Below are 25,288 nucleotides of genomic sequence, written 5' to 3' on the forward strand. Positions count from 1 at the left end.
ATGGCCGCATTTTTCAAAAATGTGATGAGAAACAAAGTTATGCTGTTCATGGTGCTGCCCGGCGCTATCTGGTTCTTCTTCTTTTCATATCTGCCGCTGGTCGGAACAGTGGCTGCTTTCAAGCAATATCGTTTTAACAGGGAAGGATTCTGGGCCAGTATTTATACGAGCAAGTGGGTGGGTTGGGATAACTTCAAGTTTCTGTTCAATAACAACGATGCCTATGTCATCACGCGAAATACCCTTTTGTATAACCTGGTCTTTATTATTCTCGGACTTGTGTTTTCGGTAGCTATGGCTATTCTGCTCTCCGAACTGATTAATAAACGATTGGCGAAGCTGTACCAGACAGGCATGTTTCTCCCGTATTTCCTATCATGGGTCATTGTGGGCTACTTTGCCTTCAGCTTTCTGAGCATGGATCGGGGAATGCTGAATCAAATTCTCGCAGGGTTTGGCATCGAGCCGGTTCAGTGGTATTCGGAGGCTGCTTATTGGCCGTATATCTTGATTCTAGTCAGTCTATGGAAGGCGATCGGATATAACAGTGTCGTTTATCTGGCTTCGATTTTGGGGATCGACAAATCCTTGTATGAAGCAGCCATGATAGATGGAGCCAGCAAATGGCAGCAAATTCGTAATGTGACGCTCCCTTTGCTCTCGCCGATCATTATCATAATGACGCTGCTTGCGGTTGGTCGGATTTTTTATGCGGATTTTGGTTTGTTCTATCAGGTTCCAAGAGATTCGGGCACCTTGTATTCGGTAACGAACGTCATCGACACCTATGTATATCGCGGGTTGAAAACGACAGGGGAAATTGGGATGAGCACAGCCGCAGGTTTGTATCAGTCGGTGGTTGGCTTCGTTCTCGTCATCCTATCCAATCATGTTGTGCGAAAAATAGATAAAGACAGCGCTTTGTTCTAAAAAAGAGGAGAGGGGTGTGGACTGTGGCTTCTGGAAAAGAAAGAAAAAAACGAGATTTCCATCATATTTCACGGGGCTGGAATGTTGTTCTGAATGTGGTAGCAGGGGTGTTCGCGTTCTTGTGTGTATTTCCCTTTTTATTCGTCGTCATTATTTCCCTAACCGATGAGAAAACGCTGGCGCGGGACGGATATCGGTTACTCCCGTCCCAATGGAGTCTGGAGGCTTATCGTTTCATATTTCGTACCAGTGATACGCTACTGCGCTCCTATGGGGTGACGATTGCTGTAACGATCATCGGTACGGTGATCAGTCTCATTCTTATTTCATTATATGCGTATGCTATTTCACGAAAGTGCTTCCGTTATAGAAGATTTTTTTCAGTTTTTGCAATTTTAACCATGCTCTTTAATGGCGGAATGATCCCGACCTATATGGTCGTTTCCCAATTGCTCGGGCTTAAGGATACGATTTGGGCTTTAATTTTACCGCTGGCTATGAATGCCTTTTATATTATGATCCTGCGCACATTCTATAGCACCAGCGTGCCAGATGCCATCGTCGAATCAGCCAAAATAGATGGGGCAGGCGAGTTTTACACCTTTTTAAAAATGGTGCTTCCGCTCTCTCTGCCTGGACTTGCGACCATTGGTTTATTCAGCACGCTTGGTTACTGGAACGACTGGTTTAATGCCCTGTTGTATATTGACAATCCCAATCTGGTGCCACTTCAGTCCATGCTGATGCGGATTGAATCCAGCATTCAGTTCATCCAGCAAAATTCGCAGAATAGCTCTATGAGCCTGGCTGCGCTTCAATCCATTCCGCAGGATACTTCACGAATGGCGATGGTAGTACTGGCGACGCTACCTATTATATTCGCTTATCCATTTTTCCAGCGTTATTTTGTGCAGGGGCTTACGGTTGGGGCTGTGAAGGAATAACAGGGGAGGAGAGGGCATGACCATGTTGATTTATAAAGATAAAAGCAAACCGATCGAAGAACGGGTGGAGCACTTAATCGGTTTGATGACAATAGAGGAAAAGGTGGGACAGCTTGTGCAGCCCTTTGGCTGGCAAGTGTATGAGCACACAGATGGGGGATTGTCCCTACATCATGATTTCAAGCAGCAGGTGCAAAATGGGGGAGTCGGTTCCTTATACGGGGTACTTCGCGCTGATCCGTGGACCGGGGTGACCTTGGAGAATGGCTTATCTGCCAAGCAAGGGGCGGAGGCTGTGAACTTGATCCAACGCTATGCGGTAGAGCATTCCCGGCTGGGCATCCCGATACTGATCGGTGAGGAATGCTCTCATGGGCATATGGCGATTGACGGCACTGTGTTTCCGGTTCCGCTGTCCATCGGCAGCACATGGAATGTCGATCTGTACCGCGAGATGTGCCGTGCAGTTGCGAGTGAAACCCGCGCTCAGGGTGGGGCGGTCACGTACTCGCCCGTGCTTGATGTTGTGCGTGATCCGCGCTGGGGACGCACAGAGGAATGCTTCGGCGAAGATCCTTATCTCATCGGTGAATTTGCTGTTGCCGCAGTGGAGGGGCTTCAGGGGGAAAGCTTACTCAGCGAACATAGCGTAGCTGCTACATTAAAGCATTTTGCAGGCTATGGCAGCTCGGAAGGCGGACGTAACGCCGGACCTGTGCATATGGGCTGGCGCGAGCTTTTAGAGGTGGATCTGTATCCATTTCAAAAAGCAGTGGAAGCAGGGGCGCAATCTGTTATGCCAGCCTATAACGAAATCGACGGGGTCCCGTGTACAGTGAATGCTGAGCTATTGGACGATATTCTTCGTCAGGCGTGGGGATTTGACGGTGTGATCATTACGGACTGTGGCGCGATTGAAATGTTGGCGAGCGGGCACGATGTGGCCGAGGATGGATCGGATGCCGCTGTGCAGGCGATTCGCACAGGGATTGATATGGAAATGTCCGGCGAAATGTTCGGAAGTCATCTGGCCGAGGCGGTTCGCGTTGGCAAGCTGGAGACGAGTGTGCTGGATCGGGCGGTTCGCAGGGTGCTCACGCTAAAATTCAGGCTGGGTCTGTTTGACAAACCGTATGTGGATGCGGAACGAGCAGAGCAGGTGATTGGTCAGGCGGAGCATATTCGGTTGGCTCGTCAGCTTGCGACAGAAGGGATTGTGCTGCTCAAAAACGTCGATGGAACGCTCCCCCTGCCGAAAACCTCCAAGCGTATTGCGGTCATCGGCCCGAATGCGGATCAGGTCTACAATCAGTTGGGAGATTATACATCACCGCAGCCGAGATCCCGCGTGATAACTGTACTTGATGGTATCCGTGGCAAGCTGGGCAAGGATCAGGATAGCGTTCTGTACGCACCTGGCTGCCGGATCAAGGGAGAATCCCGGGGAGGCTTTGAAAATGCACTGGCATGTGCGGCTGAGGTCGATACAGTGGTGATGGTGGTTGGAGGGTCCAGCGCCCGCGATTTCGGGGAAGGGGCGATTGATCTTAAAACCGGCGCATCGAAGGTATCGGATCACGATTGGAACGACATGGAATGCGGCGAAGGCATCGACCGGATGACGTTGGGGCTTGCGGGGGTACAGCTCCAACTCATGCAGGAAGTCTACAGGCTGGGAAAGGAACTTGTCGTCGTTTATATGAACGGGCGACCGATTGCTGAGCCGTGGGTGGAGCAGCATGCGCACGCCATTGTGGAAGCATGGTATCCCGGTCAAGAGGGGGGACATGCAATCGCGGATATTTTATTTGGGGATGTAAATCCTTCGGGACGTTTGACCCTCTCCATCCCTAAGCATGTCGGCCAGTTGCCGGTATATTACAATGGCAAGCGTTCCCGGGGCAAGCGGTATCTGGAGGACGATTCCGAGCCGTGCTATCCGTTTGGCTACGGTCTCAGCTACACGACATTTAGCTATGAAAGGCTTACATTAAGCACCAACTCGATCCGAGCGGACGAATCCGTTACGGTTACAGTCGATGTAACCAACACGGGTGAGCGTGAAGGGGCTGAGGTAGTACAGCTTTATATCTCGGACACGGTGAGTTTGGTGACCCGCCCAATCAGGGAGCTCAAGGGCTTTTGCAAAGTTGTATTAAAGCCGGGAGAAACACGGACGGTTGAGTTTGTTGTAGGCTCCGACAAGCTGCAATATATAGGGCGTGATCTACAGCCGGTCGTTGAGGCAGGGCGATTTTCTATTCAAGTAGGCAGGCACTCCAAAGATACCCTGTGTGCCGAGTTGATCGTACGGGAGGATGAATAATGGAGCGTATCAAACGCCTGATTCGGGAATTGTCGGAATGCCAATGGCTGGAGAAGCTGGATTTGCGAAGCTGGAACATTACACGCTCCACTTACCAAACACCAGGTCAATACGAAGACGCCGCACCTTTATCGGAAGGACTGGACCTCAAGCGATTCCCCAGCAGTCAGGGGACGACTTATTTTTTTCAAACGCAGTTGGATGTACCGACAGCGTGGTTGAGAGAACCTTTTGGATTGGTGTTTGAGTCCGGGGGAGAAGGATTGCTGCGGGTCAATGGTGCTTCCTATCACGGGCTTGATCGCAATCATACCTATGTCACGCTTAATCCGCAGGTCATCGGGCCTTCACCGGTATTGGATATAGAACTGTTTGATCCTGTACCCGAACCCGTTGATCCACTTAATCGGCAGGCTGTCATTCAACCTCCGATTTCTTCTATTACAAGCTATCTTGTACGGCTAAACAAGCCCGTGCAGAGTCTGATGTATACCGTTACCGTTATTAGCGAAGCCGCTCTACTGCTGCCTGAGGGCGATATCCGCAGAATACGCCTGCTGAAAGCTCTGTATGGGGTGATGGATTGCTTTGCGAATTTGGAGGAAGACGCCATTCGAGAAGGGGGAGCGATCTCAGCGACAGAAAAGGAGCTCATTCAGCAAGTTCAGGAGATCGGTGGGAATGCGCAAGGTTTGGAGCACATGGTAGGACAGTCGCACATTGACATTGCCTGGCTGTGGCCGATGCGCGAGACCGTACGGAAAACAAGCCGAACCTTCTCAACGGTGGATGCGCTGATGGATGAATACCCGGCATATCAATATGCACAGAGCCAGCCGCTGCTGTTCTCTTTTGTAAAAGAAAATGATCCAGAGCTGTATGAACGGGTCAAAGCGAGAGTCGCCGAAGGACGGTGGGAGCTGGTTGGGGGGATGTGGGTAGAGCCTGATTTGAACCTGCCCAGTGGCGAATCACTCATCCGCCAAATGCTGTATGGTCAGCGTTTTTACCAACAGGAATTCGGCAAAACCTCTCATATCGAATGGCTACCGGATACGTTCGGCTACTGTGCGTCCCTGCCGCAGATTTTAAAGCATGGGAAGATAGACTATTTTATGACGACCAAGCTCGGCTGGAATGATACGAATGTGTTTCCTTACGATTTGTTCCACTGGGTGGGCATCGATGGTACTTCGATGTTGTCCTACCTCAATCATGGCGTGAATGAAAATACACGGCCACAGGACATTCATGACCATTGGCAGTCCTATCGTGAAAAATCGGCTCATCCTGAGCACATGTTGCTCTATGGACATGGAGACGGCGGCGGTGGAGTTACGCGTGAAATGCTGGAATATATAGAGCGTTCTCCGCTAATGGTGGGACTGCCTGCGAGTCGGTTCAGCACGGCGGGGCAGTTTTTCGCAGGCATAGATCAGGCGCATCCGAAGCTTCCCCAATGGCATGGTGACTTGTACCTTGAGTTGCACCGGGGAACCTACACGACCCATGCTCGCAACAAACATAATAACCGGAAAGCGGAGGGAGTCTACCGCGAGGCAGAGCTATGGAGCACGCTAGCATTACCAAAGCTGGAGCCGAAGCAGGTGCAGGACATCTGTTCGGCATTGCATGAGGGCTGGAAGCTGATTTTGTTGAATCAGTTCCACGATATTATCCCCGGCTCTGCGATTACCGAGGTTTACGGGACTTCGGATAAGGAGTATCAGCAAATTTTCGAATGGGGACATGTCGGGCTTCAACAGGGGATTACGACGCTGGCGGCTCAAGTGAACACGGAAGGCTCGAGAACAGGAATGCCGTATCTTGTGTTTAACAGCCTGGGCTGGAGCTGTAGTGCCATGATCCATATCGCTACGGAATCGGCAAAGGGATTGTATGCCTACCACTACGCTAATGATGAAGCCGAGCGGCTGGACATCGATGTGGAGGAAGGCGGCATTTCGGTGCGTATTCCGGATGTTCCTGCACTGGGCTACAAAACGATTTGGTTGGAGCGAGAACAGGCTCAAACAGGTGAGAAGCCCGAGCTAGCTGTGATATCTGGATCGCTGGGGGATATCTGGGAGACGGGATTTTATAAGGTGCAATTTAATGAGCGGGGCGAAATGATTCGTCTGCTGGATAAAGCGGCAAACCGTGAAATCTTGAAGCAAGGGGAACGGGCAAACCGTTTTCATTTTTTCCATGACCGTCCGACCTTGTGGGATGCATGGGACTTGGATGACCGCTATGAGGAACAGGTAGCAGGAGAAGCCGAGTTGCTGGAAAAACAAGTAGTGCTCCAGGGGAAAACGAAGGATGTGCTGCGCTTCCGATGGCGAATCCATCAATCTGAAATGACACAGGATGTGATCTTTTATCATCATGAGCGGCGAATTGATTTCAAGACGCATGTGAGCTGGAATGAAGCGCACAAGTTGCTAAAGGTAGGCTTTCCTATAGATGTGGTTACGGACAAGGCGACATATGAAATTCCTTATGGTGCTTTGGAGCGGCCGACTCATCGGAATACGAGCTGGGAGCAGGCGCAGTATGAAGTGTGTGGACACCGATTTGCGGATATTTCCGAGCACGGGTATGGCGTGAGTCTGCTCAATGATTGCAAATATGGTTACGACATTCAAGACAGCACCATCCGTCTGTCTCTGCTGCGTGCACCCAAATGGCCGGATAAAGATGCCGATCTGGGCGAGCACGATTTTACGTATTCGCTATATCCGCATGTGGGAGACTGGCGCAGCGCCCATACCTTGCGTCATGCGGCTGAGCTGAACCAAGATATGCCTGTTGTGCAACAGCAAAAGCGCAGCACCGGAGTGCTGCCGAGCAGCGGATCGTTCATTAACTTTGATAGCCGTCACGTTATGCTGGATACGATCAAGCCGGCCGAAGATGGACTGGGGACGATTCTTCGTTTGTACGAATCTTCTGGGGGACGGGAAACGATCAAGTTGATCTGGCCTTACACGTTCAACGCAGCCTACGTGTCGAATGCGCTGGAGGAACCCCTTCAGCCGCTTGAGCTGGAAGGTAGCTGTCTCACATTGTCTTTTACACCTTATGAAATTAAAACGATACGCTTGCAATAGATATTGATAAAGGAGCGAAAAAGCTATTGGAACAATTCAGACTTCCCAAAATACCGATGCCCGACCTTGACTTGCCGCAGGCTGTTCAGGACGTACTTAAGGAAGCGGAGCAAGCACTGGCTCACAGGCCGAAGCTGCTGAAGCTGTTTAAAAACTGTTTTCCGAATTCGCTGGAGACGACGACCAAACTAATGGATGATGGGACAACGTTTCTCATTACAGGTGATATTCCGGCTCTTTGGTTGCGGGATTCCGTAGAGCAGGTCATTCATTATGTGCCGTTAGCCAGGGAGGATGCTGATTTACAGCGTATCATTGGTGGTCTGATCAAGCGCCATATTCATTATGTCCTCATAGACCCGTATGCGAATGCGTTCAATGAGACGGCGAATGACTGGCACTGGAACGCGGCCGATGAGACGGAAATGTCGCCATGGGTGTGGGAACGAAAATTTGAAATCGACTCGCTTTGCTTTGTCATTCGGCTGGCTTATATGTACTGGAAGGAAACGGAGCTTACCGATATTTTTGATTCAAAATTCAAGATGGCTCTGCGTAAAATGGTGGATGTGTTCAAAACGGAGCAACGTCACCAAGAGCAATCTGCGTATCGGTTTACGCGTAATAACGGCATTTTCACCGATTCCTTGCGCAATCTGGGACTCGGTATGCCTGTAAATTATACAGGGATGATTTGGTCGGGCTTCCGTTCCAGTGATGATGCTTGCGATTTCCACTACAATATACCCGGTAATATGTTTGCCGTAGTTGCTCTACGGCAGATGCAGGAGTTTGCGGAGTGGGTATTTCGTGATATGGACTTTCTGAACGAGCTGAAGGAGCTGGAGGCTGAGGTGGAGCACGGTATCCGCTTGTACGGCATTTACCGCCACCCGGTATTCGGGCCTATATATGCTTATGAAACGGACGGATTTGGCAACTACTGCCTGATGGATGACGCAGGTACGCCGGGATTGATGTCCATTCCGTATTTGGGCTATACGACGGCGGACGATCCTATCTATCAAAATACGAGACTCTTCGCTTTAAGTCAGGAGAATCCGTTTTACTATGAAGGCAAGGCGGCTAAAGGCATCGGAAGTCCGCACACTCTGCCGGGTTACATCTGGCATATGTCCCTGTCTATGCAAGGGTTAACGGCCCAGACCACAGAAGAAAAGCTGGAGATGATCCGGATGCTGGAAGCGACCGATGGCGACACCGGATATATGCATGAAGGCTTTCATGCAGATGATCCCACGGTTTATACGAGAAAATGGTTCGCCTGGTCCAACAGTCTGTTTGCCCAGCTTGTGTATAAGGCCATGAAGGATGGCTTGTTATGAATGAATCCATAGTAAACCCATCCATCGTTGTTTTCAGTGAGCGAGGCTTTCCCGCTATAGGGAGCCTGTTGCCAGACGAGGCATTTCAGGGAGTTGCAGACGTGGTGGTCGTACGAGCCGATGAACTGGCTGAAACGCTAAAGCATATGGACAACGGCTGCTTTGTCAATCTGCATGCACCGTACTTCCCCAAGTCCGCCTGGACCGAAATCGTGGCATTTCTCCACAGGGGAGGGGGGCTGCTTAACGTCGGGGGAGCACCCTTTAAGAATCCGGTTCGCGATCCTGCTGATGAGCATGGAGACTGGGTAATTGAGACTGAGCAGACTGCATATCATCAGGAATTGCATATTCATGAGGTGCTGAGAGTAGACGCGTCGAAGGTGACTTCCCTGGTCGCATCAGAGGATATTCCTGTGCTGTGTGGTCAGGAGTCTCTGTTCCAGGTGACGGATACGTGGAATCTCGTTCCACATACGACCAAAAGCAGCGATCTGCCGCACCAAATGGGCTCTGCCGGGCCGATGAATACGCGAATTTATCCTTTGCTCAAGGGAGTAAGTAAGGACGGACGGGACATTGCCGCCCCGGTGGTGCTATGGGAGCATGCCCGAGGTCTGTTTGCCGGCGCACGCTGGATGTTTGTCCAATTGCCGTTGATAGCTTCCTTTTGGGAACAGGATGGGGAGCAGTTGCTTGCCCAATGGGCACGTTTTTGCGCCAAGGGGATGACGGAGCTAGCTATCAAGCCAAACTATGCTGCTTATGAGCCTGGGGAACGAGCCATACTGACACTTCAAACCCAAAGATTGCATCGAGGAGGAGCCACGCCCAGATATCACGAGATATGGAGCTTTGACCTGACGGTGGAGCAAATATTGGATGATCACAGTCAGCAGGTATGGAGCAAGCGCTTGCAGATTGAAGTTAGCAGAGAACAGGACTTTGTACGTATTCCCCTTTCCTTTTTCATCCTAAGCGGTTTATATCGGGTCATTTGCCGAGCCGAGTCATCGGATGGTGAAGTGCGTATATTGCGACAGGGCTTTTGGGGGCAGGATGCCGAACTGCTGGCTGAAGGACAGATCATCATGCGCAGTCGGGACTATTTTATAAAGGATGGGCGCCCGTTGCCTGTTGTCGGCATGACCTATATGACCTCAGATGTAGCACGGAAGTTTCTGTTTTTGCCCAATGCAGCAATTTGGGACCGGGATATGGCCCAGATGGCCAAAGTGGGCATCAACTGGATTCGTACAGGGGTATGGACGGCTTATCGCAACATGATGCAGATAGACGGGCACGCCTCGGAAGAGGCGCTTCGAGCAATTGATGCTTTTTTGCTGACAGCCAAAAGGCATGGATTGCAGGTGACGTTCACGTTCTTTTCTTTTACACCGGAAACATGGGAAGGGGTTAACCCTTATCTCGATCCGCAAAGCGTGGAAGCACAAAAGCGGTTCATTCGCAGTATTGTCAGCCGTCACACGACTACAACCCATGTAGACTGGGATCTGATTAACGAGCCTTCCATGTTTGATCCGTCGCGCATTTTCGCGGATGGTCCGCGTTCTGCGAGGAACTCATGGGAACAGGAGGCATTCAGCACATGGCTGGGGCAACGGCACGGCAGCATTGAGGGTTTGCAGGAAGCATGGAATATGACGCCACAGCAGCTTCCCTGTTTTGCTTCTGCCACAATTCCCGAGCCGGAGGAGATAAACTTCGACGTTCAGGATATGCATCAGGCCAAAAAGGGAGCCAAGTGGCTGGATTACTGTCTGTTTTCAATGGATATGCACAATCTGTGGGCCGAGCAATTGGCGACTACGATTCGAGAGCTTTGTCCCGGGCATTTGGTAACTGTAGGACAGGACGAGGCAATGGGCGCGCAGCGGCCGTCTCCGTTTTTTTATGAGGCTGTGGTGGATTATACGACGGTGCATTCATGGTGGCTGAATGACCATTTGGTGTGGGACGGTATTTTTACCAAAACACCAGACAAACCGAATCTCGTGCAGGAAACCGGAATAATGTATGTTGAGACGCCGGATGGTCGAGCCAAACGTTCAGAGCCGGAGCTGCGCGATATGCTGGAGCGCAAGTATGCGTATGCCTTTTCGACTGGTGGAGCGGGTGCGATTCATTGGATATGGAATACGAACTTTTATATGGATAATGCCAATGAATCTCACATCGGTGCGTTACGTGCGGATGGGACCGAGAAGCCGGAAGCAGAGGTATCTTACGATTTTGGGCGTTTTATGAATGATATTCGCGATCTGTTTACAGACCGAAAACTGGAGGAAACGGCTGTTGTATTCCCGTACTCGAATGATTTCTCCAACCGATCGCTTGCCTTTGATGCCACGACACGGCTTACACGGGTGATGTCCTATGATCTCAAGCAGCCATTCCGTGCCGTCTCCGAGTATCATCTGGACTCGCTCAAGCGGCAGTTACCGAAACTGATTATGATCCCTAGCGCGCACAATTTCGACAGTACATCGCTGGAACATCTTCTGGAAATGGTACGTTCCTTCGGTGTGACTTTACTAGTCACCGGACCGTTGGGCCTTGATCCTTACTGGAAAGTGAGCGACCGAGTCGATGATATTATTGGGCAGCGTACGCTGGGGAACGTCCAACGGGAGGAAGTGATGAGTCTGGAGGGTCAAACCTTCCCTGTCTCATTCGGTCAGCGGCGAATTGCTGAGGTGGCTAAGGAGGAACAACTGTCACCGGAAGCGGATGGAGCGATGGTGGATGAAGTCGTGAACCTGCCGCTTGGCAAGGGGCGCTTGATCTGGAGTCCGCTTCCACTGGAGTTGAATGGCAGGGATGAGCCGATTGGTGAGCTATATCGCTATGCCCTCACTGCCGCCGGGGTGGAGCGAGAACTGGAGTGGATAGACGGTGGCGATCAGCCGGGACTATATGGACGTAAGCTGAATTTCGAGAATGGGGGCTTGTATATTTTCGTATCGGAGTTTTCCCGGGATACGCAAGTGCGTGTTCGAGATAAGGCGACTGGATTATCCTACGCTTTTCTGTTGCCAAGGAGCCGCTCTGTCTTGTTTGCTGTGGATCGAGAAGGTCAGTTGCTAGCAGTATATCGTCCCGAGGACGTGACGATTGAAGTGATGCAGTGAACAATGGCAGGTCAAGATATACGGTGAGGAGATATACAATGAGCGAGCAAAGGGATGAATCAATCAGCAATCAAGCGATAAGCAGGGAAGTAGACACATATACGGGTAGCAAGACGACAGCACATATTATTTCGCATACCCACTGGGATCGGGAGTGGTATTTGCCTTATGAGAAGCACCATATGCGCCTGATTAGCCTGATGGATTCTCTACTGGATAAGCTGGAGCAGGACCCAGATTATAAAAGCTTTTATCTGGACGGGCAGACGATCATTCTGGAGGATTATCTACAGGTTCGCCCCGAGCATAAGGAACGGCTGGAGCAGCATATTCGCAATGGTCGTATTTTTATCGGACCCTGGTACATTTTGCAGGATGCTTTTCTGACCAGCGGCGAAGCCAATGTACGTAATATGCAGATCGGGCACCGCGATGCTGAACGTTACGGCAATCCGTCCAAGATCGGATACTTCCCCGATACGTTTGGTCTGGTTGGGCAGACTCCGCAGTTAATGCTACAGTCGGGGATTACGAATGTTTTCTTCGGAAGGGGCGTAAAGCCCACAGGGTTTAACAATACAGTGTCGGATAGAGGCTACGAGTCCTCCTTTTCGGAACTGTTATGGACGGGGCCAGACGGATCGGAGGTACTCGGTATTTTATTCGCTAACTGGTATTCCAACGGCAATGAGGTTCCGGTAGATGAGGCGGAAGCCAAGGTTTATTGGAAGCGTAAACTGGATGATGCGCAAAAATATGCTTCAACTGGCGAGCTGCTGTTCATGAACGGATGCGATCACCAGCCTTTACAGCTTGATTTACCGGAAGCAATCCGTACGGCACAGAAGCTTTATCCGGATATGGAGTTTATTCATTCTAATTTCAACGATTATCTGACCTCTCTGAAACGGGCTTCCCAAAGGCAACTCTCGTCAGTGAAGGGAGAGTTTCGCAGTCAGCGCACGGACGGCTGGGGAACGCTGGTGAATACGGCTTCTGCCCGGGTGTATTTGAAACAGATGAACCAGTTGGGACAAGTGATGCTGGAAAAAGTGGCTGAGCCGCTTGCAACCTTCGCGCATCTGTTGGGGCAGGCTTACCCTCACCATTTGTTCACCTATGCCTGGAAAACACTGATGCAGAACCATCCGCATGACAGTATTTGCGGCTGTAGTGTGGACGAGGTGCACCGTGAGATGGTGACCCGGTTTGATAAGAGCCGTCATGTAGCCGAGAGCATTGTGGATGAAAGCATTGAGGTCATTGCGCAAGCAGTGGATACGACGGGCTTCAGTCGATTTGGAGAAGATGCGTTGCCACTCGTGATTTTTAATACGTCAGGCTGGGAACGCAGTGGTATAGTGTCGGCAGAACTGGAAGTGGTGCGTCTATACTTCCGTGAAGGATACACGCTTGAGGAGGCCTCTCATCGAGCGAAGAAAGTGGATCTTTCCGGGCGCGTACTGGTGGACAGTGAAGGGTGTCCGGTGGCATGCAAGGTGGAGGACCTCGGGCTACAGTTCGGTTATGATTTGCCGGATGATCGATTCCGCCAGCCTTACATGTCTCGTCGGGTTCGCCTTACCTTTGAGGTAGAACGTGTGCCCCTGCTAGGCTTAAAAACCTATGCTTGGCTGAAAAGCAATGTCGAGACTGACTCCTCTTCACTTTTTCAAGGCAGTCGAAGTATGGAAAATGATTTGCTTCACGTCGAAATTGCGGATAACGGCTCTTTTACCCTGACGGATAAGCGTACAGGCTGCAGCTACAAAGACCTTGGCGTATATGAAAATGTTGGTGATATCGGCAACGAGTATATGTTCAGACAGCCCGAGGGAGAGCAGGCGCTGACCACCGAAGATTTGATCGCTGACATCCGTGTGCTTGAAGATACACCTTTTCTCGCATCCTTGGAGATTATCCATCATTGGGAAATACCGGCCTCTGCGGATGAAACGCTGGGGCAGGAGCAGCGAGAGCTAGTTTATTATCCGTATCGTCAGGCTCAGCGCTCCCGACAGACTGTTCCGCTGACGATACGGACTGTCATTTCTTTATCTCGGAACAGCAGGGGTGTTTCTATGGAAACCACCTTCAACAACCAAGCCAAGGACCACCGACTACGCGCTCTGTTTCCGACAGAAATACACTCTGGCGAGCATCGGGCGGACGCCATGTTTGAAATTGCAATCCGGGACAATGAACCCGCACCTGAGTGGGAAAACCCAAGCAACACACAGCATCAGCAGGCGTTTGTGGATGTAAGCGGGGAACAAACCGGTCTGACCGTGGCCAATCTCGGGTTGAATGAATATGAAGTGCTGCGTGATGGACGTAACACGATTGCAGTAACGCTGCTTCGCTCAGTTGGCGAGCTGGGTGATTGGGGATGGTTCCCGACGCCGGAAGCGCAATGTCCAGGTGAGCATACCGCCCGTCTGGAAATCATTCCACATGATGGCGACGGTATTCAGTCCGGCGCGTATAGAGAAGCCTATCAATACCAAATTCCTTGGATTGTAAAACAAACGGGGATTCATGAGGGTACAGTTGCTCCAGATTATGGGCCGTTTGATTGGAAAAGCACGGAGCTTGCCTTTTCCTCTATGAAAATGAATGAGCTGTCGGGGGATGTGCTGTTACGCTGGTACAATATGAGTCATAGTATAGCCGAATTAATTATCAAGCCCAGGACGCAGCAATACGATTTTTATAAAAGTAATATCCTCGAAGAACAAGGAGAAGACATCGTAATGGATTCTTCTGATGAGTTACTTCAGTCTGTAAAGCCGCATGAAATTATCACACTAGGTTTTAAATTGAAGACTTAACAATAAAGAGAAGAAGGACATAGCCATAGGATAATATACCCCGATGAAATAACTTATCATCGGGGCTTGTTATCATATGGCTAAAAGTAAATAGTAGATAGGTTTAGCAAATTCTTCAAGCCCATGAGTATCTAAAATTTTGAGTTACATAGCAAGTCTGCAAATGAATTTGGCTATCAGAATATTCTTTATTTTTGCATCACTGTTATCTTACTTATAAATTTAAGCGCTTTCTACCGATATATATAAATATAGATATCATCACGTTCTGTGATCTGCTTCATTGTGTTGTTTGGAGGGCAATGTCAAGGAGACCGAGCGGAAACTCGTGAAAGTTGAGAGCAGCGTGAACTATTATCCATAGACGATCTGGAGGGGTTTGGATGAGTAACAAGCTATCAGACAGGACTAAAAAAGGGAAGGGTTTTAGAGATTTAAAGGTTACGACAACGATGATCTCCATGATTGTAATCAGCTTAGTGGGTTTACTCATTGTATCGTTGGTAGGGGTTATTGGTATGTATCAAGCTAAAGAGGGTCAAGGTATTTTGTATGTGAATCGCTTTCAACACCAAACGAATATTCTTGAAGTCAAAAGTGATTTCTATAATATGCGGGCTAATTATACAAAAATACTCGACAATAAGGAGTACACAGATAAACAGTATAAGCAGGTGCAGAAAGGAAAAGATAGCGTTACAACCGGACTAAATGAATTCTCACAAAGGAATTTGGATGCTAAGGAACAGAAAATGTACGAGGAACTACGGGGGAGTATAGACACATATTATCAGGATATTGAGCAAATCATGGCAGTCAAAAAAAATAGTGGAACGTATGACACGGAAGAGAGAGGCCGGATTAATAAATCCAGTACGGCAATTGTTACGATGCTGACTACGATTTCAGATTATAACAATGAGCAATCCGCCAACTTATATCAAAATACGCAAAATGAGATTAAAATGCGTACAATTGTTTTGATCACAGTTCTGGCCCTCGTGCTGGCTTTTCTTATCACCATCTCCTTTGCGGCCATTCGAAATATCCGTTTTCGGATGAGTACAATTACGAAATACTGTGAGGAGATTACCCAAGGAAATTTAACGGCAGCACTTGATCCTGCCTTGCTTAAAGGAAATAATGAGATCGCTGTGATTGCGCGTGCCATTCAACAAATGACAGATTCAACCTCAATGGTCATTACGGGGGTTATCAAAGAGTCACGCCAAATTAACCAACTGAGTGATCAGACGAATCATAATATGACAGATCTCAATGAGCGGATTAGAGATGTATCTGCCACGGTCGAACAGCTGTCAGCAGCTATGGAAGAGACTTCGGCATACACCGAAAATATGAACCATTCGGCGGAAGAAATGCAGCGGGCAGCAGAGTACATTTCGGTCAAAACTCAAGAAAGAGCTCAGTCTGCCCATGATACAAGTGTAAAAGCCGAAACATTGAAGCATGCGGCAAGTGAATCCAATAAAGCGGCCAAGGAAATTTACCGGAAGGCCAATGAAAAGATGAAGGAAGCGTTAGAACGAGCCAAGGCCGTAGACCAAATTCGTTTACTTTCTCAGTCTATCTTAGAAATTACGGCACAAACCAATTTGCTGGCTCTAAATGCATCCATTGAAGCGGCTCGTGCGGGTGAGTCAGGTCGAGGGTTTGCGGTTGTGGCTAACGAGATTCGCAAGTTGGCAGACGGCTCCAAACACGCGGTAGACCAAATTCAGAGTGTTACTCAAGAAGTTGTGCAATCGGTAGAGAATTTAACTACTAATGCCGAAGAATTACTGCACTTCCTGCAAGCCCAGGTAGGCAAGGATTATCAGCTGCTTGAGGATACAGCAGGACAATATTACAATGATGCCGTGGAGCATACGAACACGGTCAATGATTTGAACGCCACCTCTAAGCAGGTGAATGCAACCATCCAAACGATGGTGAGAGCGATTCATGAGATTGCAACAGCCAGCGAACAGTCCGCTATATCCACTCAGCACATTGCAGAGAATATGGTTTCATCGACGGAGAAATCTCTTGAAGTGGCACACCAGTCTGATCAGGTGAAGGGAAGCGCTGCCCGACTGAATGAACTGGTCGAAGGCTTTAAAATTTAACGAGACAATATATAAAGACTAGGGAAAACTTTACATCGAAGAAAAACAGTTGGGGAGCCCTAAAAAGGCTCCTTTTTAAGTTTACCCTTCCAACGTTGCTTTTGGATTACAGTCAAGAACTCGTATCCTGCAACTCTTCCTGTTCAGCCATTTGCATCAGCTTATAAATCTGACGAGTTGTGTTCACATTCCGCACCGTCATTTGCTGATACAGCTTGGTTCCGACTAATTTCGTTAACCCGCTTTTTGTGACTTGTTCTTTGCTGACAGAGTACAGAACGGCCCCGGTCGTATATATTACATGGCCTATTCCCGGTTTCAAAGGAAGCTTGTCCAGAACGGAAATATCGTTAATTTCATCCCACAGAAACATTACATCACTTTTCATCTGTGTATCATTAGACCATTCATTCGGCAGTGCCTCCATAATGCTCTGAATCTCTTTCATATTACGGACGATGACGCGGATGGGTAAGCTAAAATCCTCCAGAATCGCCTGTTCCAATATGAGTGAAAGCTCCTGGTTAGACTGGGTCTGACTAGAAAAAATAATGTTTCCAGAATTAATGTAAGTTGTCACATGCCCCATACCTGCATTTTCAAACGTTTGCTTGAGCCTCTTCATCTCGATCTTGTTGTTGCCGCCAACATTGATGCCCCGCAGTAATGCGATATAGATCATAAAAAGTCCCACCTCTCTTCAAAAAAAAGGATTTCTAACAAAGGGATAGGTATTCCATTAAATACGTGGTTTGATTTTCGCTCAACAGCGGATGCAGCAGCGGTTTTACGTGCTCGATATATTCTGCTTTGGTTTCGTAGGTCTCCTCATCTTTCAATTCTCCCTTAAAGGTACAGGCACCTTCAATCAGGATGGAGAGAGCCGTAAAGAAGTTAGCTAAAGAGTCAGCAATCTGCTGCGGGACACCGCCTTCGAATGCAGCATATACAGGGGAACCGAGTGCGCTAGTATCGACAATGACTGGATCGTCATTAAAAGTGGCAATCACGACATGATGGGGCGGCCACGAAGAAGATTCTTGGACAAGCTCACCAGATGTAATCCAGCGATAGCCCAGCTGTTGGCGATACAGATGTTCTGGTGCGGCAAAAAAGAGAACCGCGGCATCCCCGATTTCAACTGCTGCATTTTTTAATTTGTGTGTTCCCACTGCCTTAGCATCGATCATTTCATAATGGCTATACAGATACTTAAGCTCAGGGGATACAGGAATCTGACTGTCCCAGCAATCTGCTAGTTTCTCCATCCGGGGCTGGATGTCGTGGTTTTGGAACAGCCCGTAGGCTTCATTATATAAGTTTTGTTGTTGTACAAAACGGGCCAGAGCTTCGCTTAACTGTTTCATAGGTGTCCATTCCTTTCTAATTGTAGGCTATGACCTCCGACAATAACGTTTCATTTCTAGCCTAAAGATATCATAATATAAATATGGAGAACATATGTTTCTGTAATTGTGCCGCCTTGCCAGTCTATCCAGATTAATTTTACAATATAGGAGTTCGAAAATGTTTTGTGCTTAGTTTAATATGCTCAGGCTTACTTGTAAGGAGGATAAGCATGTCTTTTTCTAAAATATACGATTACAAATTAAGAGCTTATTTTAATGAGCGTATTTCTGATTTAAGTCATGAATATCTATTTTATTCTTATCCCGATCAAGAGCAAAATTTAAGAATATTAACCCTGAATATAAACGAGCAGGATTATGTTTCTCTAGTGCGATGGCATGATCTGTTTGACAGGTCGCTATTTACAAAAATGGATCATGTCATTCGAAGCGAACTGGATGCTGAACGTCTGGTTCGATTGCTTTCGTTCATTTTTAATGTTTTTGATATACATAAAGATGTTGCTTATAGGAGAAAAAACTTATTTTGTTTTTATTATCAATATCAAGTTTCACATCTAAGAGAGAGAGGCAATGAATTCACGTTTGCTCAGGACAGACTACTTTTCCTCCAACATCTTTTATTTGAACTGGGTTTAGGTGACGACATTTATGATCGTCTAACGATTGAAAATAATAGGATCATGTACAGAATGGAAGACGCACAATATTATGATCTGCACATTCTTATTAACATTTTGCATGAACATATTAACAAAAATAAGATGGATATGGATACACAAGCAGCGCTGGAAAAAATAAAATTTTTACAAGGCCAATGGGTCAACTTTATGCTGGGTAGTCATGATGTATATGATTTTCCATTCGATGATTTCAACAAACCATTTGTAGAAGCAACGATGTTTATGCAAGCCTACAAATCTAATAAAAATAGGGTATTAGAGGTGCTGATAGACTGTATCAATGAGCATCAATCTCCAACAGAGCAGTTCATCTCCCATTTGATCTTGATGAATTACTCCTATTTTGTTCTCAAAAGAGATCCTAGCGAAATTACATATCTTAAGTTGTTTTGCAAGAAAAAACCGGGAGTTTTTATGAAAGTATTAACTGCATTGCTTGAAATCAGATTTTTTGTCGATAAAGCAAGCTTCACAAATGCGGGTATAGATTATTCTTTATCAAGAATAAAAGGGGTTTAATGATGCCATTCCATCACGTTTCTTTACCTGATTTACCACCGTCTATCGGACGCCTTACAGCCATTCATCCACTAAAGGGTGACTCTCAGGAAAGCATAACCCTGCTGGCACTAAACACACAAGCAGAACTGTGGAGACTAGAACTTCGCTCTGGCAGCGCAGAATTGTGCACACGTATTTGTATTCCTGATTTTAATCCCATGCAACCTGTCCAAATGGTTACCAGTTCCGACGGCAGCTACGTAGCTATCTCCAATCGTTTTGGACGGCATGCGGCAGTGTATGATTTAGTCCATGCTCAAGAAAAAATGCAATTATCACGGGACGAATATCACTACGATAAAAGTATGTTTCCCCTGGCATTTGTACACCAAGATGGTGCATGCATTCTTGTTCATGGGACGGAATGGAACCGGCTTGACCTGACGGATATAGAAACAGGCATGCTTTTGACAGCAAGGCCTACCCCTGTTTATAACAGCGACAGCAAAAATGAACATTATCTAGATTATTTTCATGGGAGGCTGCTGATTTCACCAGGGGGAAAGTGGATTGCGGATACGGGATGGGTGTGGGCTCCGATTGGAGTGGTCCGAACTTGGTCGTTATCGGATTGGTTGCTGAATCCATGGGAATCGGAGAAGGGGCCGTCGGTTCGCGATCTTTGGCAAACCATAGATTGGGATGGGCCAGTGTGCTGGACAGGACCCGATACATTGGCGGTTTGGGGACAGATGGATGCTGATTTACTGGAGGAGGAAGATTGGGGAGAGGAAGGAGTTGAACCGGCTGTTGTCCTATTCGATATGACCCAGCCAGGGTACCGACGTGTGCTTCCAGCGATTCCATCTCTAAATTGTGAGCCTGTTGAAGACGGGACTTTTCCTTTTCCCCAAGCGGATATGGCCATTTGTGGTGACCGATTATTCTTATGGGGAAAAGGAGTCTCGCTTCAGGTATGGCGGCTTTCAAGCGGTGTGCGGGAATATGTAGATACGGAGCGGTTTCCACTCGTTTACCATCAAGAAGCAGGAATTTTCATTGAATTGAAACCGGATAGCCGCTGTAAAGCCTTAAGCTACGAATAAATGGCAGTGTCGGGCTTCCTTCCTGGCGAGATGGGAAAATATGCGTTAGTTATTACATTTGAAAAGGGGCGTAAAACCAAAATGGCACTTATCAAGGATCGTTTTTTGGGATGCCTGGTTGGGCTGGCCGTGGGCGATGCTTTGGGAACCACTGTGGAATTCAGCAGTCCAGGTACATTTGAACCTGTAACGGATATCGTGGGCGGCGGTGTCTTTGGGTTAAAGCCGGGCCAGTGGACGGACGATACGTCGATGGCGCTCTGCTTGGCCGAGAGTATGGTGCGAAAAGATGGCTTTGATCCGGCAGATCAAATGCGCCGATACACCAATTGGTACCACTTGGGATATATGAGCAGCACGGGAACGTGCTTTGATATCGGTGGTGCAACGAGAGCAGCACTGCATCGCTTCGAAGCTACCGGAGATCCGTACAGTGGGTCCGTTGACCCCATGACTGCCGGCAATGGCTCTATTATGAGGCTTGCACCTGTAGCTATGGCCTATGCGAACCGTCCGGAAGAGGCGGTGATGTACGCTGAGATGAGCTCACGAACCACCCATGGAGCAGTCGAAAGTGTGGAGTCCTGTGCTGTGCTTGCTTCAATCCTTGTGGCAGGTCTGCGAGGAGCGGACAAAGAATCCATGTTATCGGCGGACGTCTGTTATAAGTGGCGGCAGGACGAGCCCGCTTATTCGGCAGCCATTGAAGAAATAATTCGGGGATCTTACCGGCATAAAGAGCCGCCTGAAATACAAGGAACCGGGTATGTCATTCGTTCCCTTGAGGCTGCGTTGTGGGCATTCCATCATTCGACTTCATTTGAAGAGGGAGCACTGTTGGCAGTGAATCTGGGGGATGATGCTGATACGACTGGGGCGGTGTACGGGCAAATTGCAGGAGCTTATTACGGAATAAGCGGTATTCCGAGTCGTTGGCGCGAGAAGCTGGCGATGAAGGAGACGATAGATGAACTGACTGAGGCTTTATGGCAGAAGGTTGAGAAGGACCAAACGCTCCAAGGAGAACATCCATAAAGATCAAGCTGGGCTGCTTTTCTTATAAAGCAGAGCCCAGCTTGTTTTTTTGTTTGCTATATCGCCATACTTCCGCCCTACTCAGCAACATGCCGTTATGACAAAATGAGTTCAATACAAATAACACTTCACTTTATTGACCTTTCAGAGGAGGAATTACCTTGTCACATCTATTTAAACGGCTTCATTCATTTGCTGATATTTCCAACGATATAAAAGGATTTGAGATCGTTTCGACTCAATTTGGCCCTGATGGGCGCGTGTATATTTTGCTGATTGATAAAGCCCCAGAACGAGTGCGGGGGATGTTCACGCCTGCCTCTCTTAAAGACAGACATACTTACAAGGTACTCATCCTAGACGATCACATTCAAGAAGTGTGTGTGGAGGGGCAGCAGTTCAACTATCATTATGTACAGCCTCTAAAAAATCATTTGTTACTCGTCGGAGCACGGTGCCATTATTACGGACCTGGTCAATACGATCTAAATGGTAAAATCCTTGATTATGAAGGTCATACCGTCAATGAGATGTTGCTTGGAGACGGCATCCAGAGTGTTCAGGTAACAGAAGAAGGTACGATCTGGACCAGTTATTTTGACGAAGGTATATTTGGCAATTATGGTTGGGTTGAGCCTGTTGGGTCCTCCGGTCTTGTCGCCTGGAATGAAAAGGGAGATAAAATATATGAGAACCAAGCAGCAGCCATTGATGATTGCTATGCATTAAACGTAGTCAGCGAACAGGAAATCTGGTTTTATTACTATTCAGACTTTTCATTAGGACGTATTTCCGGTAGTGACCACACGAATATTACGTTAATGAATCCGAGGATTTCTGGCTGCTCTGGGGTGGCTACAGATGGATATCACTTTTTATTCGATGGCGGGTATGGAAAGAGTGGACAATATGTCCTGAAAAAGAATGTGAAGCCAGGTAGTTTGAGCAAAGGGCAAAACATCCGTTTTTTAAATGACGATCAAGAGTTTCTTCAGCCGCACGAACAGGATTTCAGAAAAAACCGCCTGCTGCTCCGTGAAGGTTCTCTGTTGTACCAGGTGGCGATAGAAGAGTTATTATAAAAACCCACGTCAGACGTGGGTTTTTTTGTTGATTGGAAGTAATTTGAGCCTATATTCTTGTTTTAAATTCATGGATATTGCCAAAGAGGGGGTATCGATAAGCAGCATGATAATTTCGTAACCTTACAGTTTTTTTTCCGTATAAAGATAAAAACATGATCCAAGTTCGTTCCCTCAGGGAGAAATGCAACCATGTTTAACAAAATGAGAAGTTGAGGTAATGCATTATATGAATGAAAAATTACAAGCCAATACAGGATATCAGCTGGCTGAGCGGAAGGCGATTCAGTATTTTGCATTACTGTATGATCAGGTCTTAGACAAATCTTATGTGACCACCCTGACAGAAGACATTCAAAAGTGGAAAAAAAATCATATTCATCATTCCTCATGGTTATCCTTTTTTTCACGGAGAAAGAGAAAACCTGATACTCGGGACTATAATAGATACATTCAATGGCTGAATTATACAGGCAAATTGGATGATTATCTGGACCGAAGTGTCTCCTATATTTATATGAGGGACCTAGGCAAAGCTCTGAATTCTCCTGACACACATACCCGGATTCAGCGTGTCATTGCAGACGTAAAAAAACACTTGATCCAATCCACCCGTGCAAACGGGGGAGACCAACCGGAATTTATGAATTTGGCCGGGGTGTATCGGTGGGCCCAGAGGGAAGGTATAGAAACCGCGATAATTTGGGTGATCAACAAACTTAGGTCCGTATCCTCCCATATTCCCAAAGAGATGGATGCCGAGCAAGCCCAGCGCAAACTGATTAAGATCATTATCGGGGTTATTCTGCATGTGATGGAAGAAATGGACGATACAGTGTTGCCTGTGGAACGTGCTCGCAGACTTGATGAAGCCATCAGGCTTGGGTACTCCTATGGTCTGACCTATCCTTTCATTGATGATCTTCTCGATTCCCAGGTTTTGACGGTTGAAGAAAAAGAACAATATTCCCGTATGATACGTGCCGCGCTTCTTAGTGGATCTGTGCCTGAGTTGGGCGATTGGACCGGAAATCATATGGAGTTGATTCAATACATACATTCGGAGCTCTCGGATGCATTTGAGTATATTAAGGAACATCAGCGGCCAGACACACAGCAAACATTTTTCGAGCAGTCCTATGTCTTTTTTCATGCTCAAGATATTGACCGTGTTAAGGACCTAACGCGAGTTACTTATACCAATGAAGAGCTTTATATACCCGTTATTTTGAAGTCCTCTTCGTCCCGATTGATTGTCCGTTCCGTGATTAGTGCTCCTGCGGATGAGGGTTTTGAGCAACGAACATTCTTTTATGGCATCTATAACCAGCTTGCTGATGATTTTGCGGATATGGTTGACGATATGAGAGACGGTGCGGTAACACCCTATACCTACTATTTAAAATATCATCATCAGAGATCGGATCTTATCAATCCCTTTGAATTATACTGGGCGGTTATTTCCTATTTGATCCATAACGTATATGACTCCGATACCATGGCTCGTGAGGTGATACTGGATCGTGCAATGAATGGACTCAAACGTTATAAAGAACGTGTAGGTATTGAAAAGTATGATGAAACGATGGAGATCTTTGCATCCGGAAATCCGGAATTTAATAATCTCATTCAGAAGATGGTACAAAAAGCGGATGATGTAGATTTCTTAGATAAGCTGCTTCGGGATCAGATGATTACCCATCTGAAAAACGATGCGAGGGAAAAGGAAGACTTTTTCAATACGGTCAAAATGGTCCGTGAGCAGATTAACAACCAATTGAAAATTACCAAGCCTCAAGGGATTCCGGCCATGAAAGAACAGCTTATTGAGGCTGCAAATTACAGTCTCGAAGGGGACGGGAAGCGGATACGGCCTATATTGACTTGGGTCATGGGTGTGAACGAATATGGATTAGATGCATCGGCAATCGTGCCTCTTCTGAGATCACTGGAGTATATGCATACCGCATCCCTGATCTTTGATGATCTTCCTTCCCAGGATAATGCGTCTACCCGTAGAGGGCGTCAGACCTTGCATCAGGTGCACAATAGCGCCACCGCGGAACTAACCGGTCTGTATCTGATCCAGAAGGCGATTGGGGAACAATCGTCACTTGACCAGTTCAATGCTGAAACGGTGCTTGCTTTGATACAATACTCGGCCCAGAAAGCAGAAGATATGTGTATGGGGCAGGCGATGGATCTGGATTCCAAAGGAAAGGCACTGACCTTGGAGCAGCTGAATATGGTGTGCTTTTACAAAACAGGAGTGGCGTTTGAGGCTTGTCTGGTTATGCCAGCCATGCTTGCACAGGTCAAGGAGTCGGAAATTGCTGCTTTGAAGAAATTTGCCTATCATATGGGGATTGCTTTTCAGATTAAAGATGATTTGCTTGATGTGGAAGGAGATATGCTCTTACTCGGAAAACCTGTTGGCCAAGATTCTGATAATAACAATTCGAATTTCGTGTCCATCCTTGGTCTTGAAGGTGCCAGTAAAGAGATGTGGGAACACTATTGCCTCGCTATGGAAGCATTGGAAGAGATCCCACGTAATATTGCTTTTCTGAAGCACTTAATACATTATGTCGTGAACAGGGACCGTTAAAAAACGAGTGTACCCCAATGCTCCACAAGAGTAATGGGGTATTTTTACGTTGAGACAGAAGAGCTGATCATGCTCCTTCGCTCATCGGCAATCCTCTATGTTATACAAATATGACTGAATCACAGCGCAGAA

Annotated in this window: 15 protein-coding genes; 13 read left to right on the forward strand and 2 right to left on the reverse strand. The window is 47.5% G+C overall.

Annotated elements, in window-relative coordinates; all coding sequences use genetic code 11:
- From NSQ58_RS10195 to NSQ58_RS10230, 8 genes are all read left to right on the forward strand, one after another.
- The gene (locus NSQ58_RS10195; protein ID WP_076157362.1) at nt 1-930 is read left to right on the forward strand and encodes an ABC transporter permease; all 930 of its coding nucleotides are present in this window, start codon (nt 1-3) and stop codon (nt 928-930) included.
- 23 nt (nt 931-953) lie between these two features.
- Nucleotides 954-1,874, forward strand: a complete 921-nt coding sequence (locus NSQ58_RS10200) for a carbohydrate ABC transporter permease (protein WP_076264741.1) — start codon at nt 954-956, stop codon at nt 1,872-1,874.
- Nucleotides 1,875-1,896: 22 nt separating this feature from the next.
- Nucleotides 1,897-4,200 (forward strand): glycoside hydrolase family 3 N-terminal domain-containing protein, encoded by a 2,304-nt coding sequence (locus NSQ58_RS10205; RefSeq protein WP_341057772.1) that lies wholly within the window; start codon nt 1,897-1,899, stop codon nt 4,198-4,200.
- Nucleotides 4,200-7,313, forward strand: coding sequence for an alpha-mannosidase (locus tag NSQ58_RS10210; RefSeq protein WP_341057304.1), 3,114 nt, complete (start codon nt 4,200-4,202; stop codon nt 7,311-7,313). The genes NSQ58_RS10205 and NSQ58_RS10210 overlap by 1 nt, the downstream gene beginning before the upstream one ends.
- Nucleotides 7,314-7,339: 26 nt before the next feature.
- Nucleotides 7,340-8,659, forward strand: a complete 1,320-nt coding sequence (locus tag NSQ58_RS10215) for a glycoside hydrolase family 125 protein (RefSeq protein ID WP_076264739.1) — start codon at nt 7,340-7,342, stop codon at nt 8,657-8,659.
- The gene (locus NSQ58_RS10220; RefSeq protein ID WP_339200608.1) at nt 8,656-11,811 is read left to right on the forward strand and encodes a beta-galactosidase; all 3,156 of its coding nucleotides are present in this window, start codon (nt 8,656-8,658) and stop codon (nt 11,809-11,811) included. The genes NSQ58_RS10215 and NSQ58_RS10220 overlap by 4 nt, the downstream gene beginning before the upstream one ends.
- A 38-nt stretch (nt 11,812-11,849) precedes the next feature.
- Nucleotides 11,850-14,642, forward strand: a complete 2,793-nt coding sequence (locus NSQ58_RS10225) for an alpha-mannosidase (protein ID WP_339200606.1) — start codon at nt 11,850-11,852, stop codon at nt 14,640-14,642.
- A gap of 383 nt (nt 14,643-15,025) precedes the next feature.
- Nucleotides 15,026-16,771 carry a methyl-accepting chemotaxis protein gene (locus tag NSQ58_RS10230; protein ID WP_341057306.1) on the forward strand — a complete coding sequence of 582 codons (1,746 nt, stop codon included), beginning with the start codon at nt 15,026-15,028 and terminating at the stop codon, nt 16,769-16,771.
- Between the two features lie 112 nt (nt 16,772-16,883).
- Here NSQ58_RS10230 and NSQ58_RS10235 read toward each other — a convergent pair whose 3' ends face one another.
- A complete protein-coding gene (locus NSQ58_RS10235) occupies nt 16,884-17,453 on the reverse strand; it encodes a DUF1697 domain-containing protein (RefSeq protein ID WP_023989662.1) in 570 nt (189 codons plus the stop codon).
- Nucleotides 17,454-17,487: 34 nt separating this feature from the next.
- Nucleotides 17,488-18,138 carry a hypothetical protein gene (locus NSQ58_RS10240; protein WP_340858262.1) on the reverse strand — a complete coding sequence of 217 codons (651 nt, stop codon included), beginning with the start codon at nt 18,136-18,138 and terminating at the stop codon, nt 17,488-17,490.
- 212 nt (nt 18,139-18,350) lie between these two features.
- On the opposite strand from NSQ58_RS10240, the gene NSQ58_RS10245 reads away from it, so the two are divergent.
- From NSQ58_RS10245 to NSQ58_RS10265, 5 genes are all read left to right on the forward strand, one after another.
- Nucleotides 18,351-19,343, forward strand: coding sequence for a hypothetical protein (locus NSQ58_RS10245; protein ID WP_341057307.1), 993 nt, complete (start codon nt 18,351-18,353; stop codon nt 19,341-19,343).
- Nucleotides 19,343-20,431, forward strand: a complete 1,089-nt coding sequence (locus tag NSQ58_RS10250) for a hypothetical protein (RefSeq protein WP_256703621.1) — start codon at nt 19,343-19,345, stop codon at nt 20,429-20,431. The genes NSQ58_RS10245 and NSQ58_RS10250 overlap by 1 nt, the downstream gene beginning before the upstream one ends.
- Nucleotides 20,432-20,512: 81 nt before the next feature.
- A complete protein-coding gene (locus NSQ58_RS10255) occupies nt 20,513-21,466 on the forward strand; it encodes an ADP-ribosylglycohydrolase family protein (RefSeq protein ID WP_160790284.1) in 954 nt (317 codons plus the stop codon).
- 161 nt (nt 21,467-21,627) lie between these two features.
- Nucleotides 21,628-22,548, forward strand: coding sequence for a hypothetical protein (locus tag NSQ58_RS10260; protein WP_053325851.1), 921 nt, complete (start codon nt 21,628-21,630; stop codon nt 22,546-22,548).
- Nucleotides 22,549-22,768: 220 nt separating this feature from the next.
- Nucleotides 22,769-25,156, forward strand: coding sequence for a polyprenyl synthetase family protein (locus NSQ58_RS10265; protein WP_340858267.1), 2,388 nt, complete (start codon nt 22,769-22,771; stop codon nt 25,154-25,156).
- Nucleotides 25,157-25,288: the final 132 nt, after the last annotated feature.

This window comes from Paenibacillus sp. FSL M7-0134 (genome assembly GCF_038007865.1).
Taxonomy (GTDB): Bacteria; Bacillota; Bacilli; order Paenibacillales; family Paenibacillaceae; genus Paenibacillus; species Paenibacillus polymyxa_B.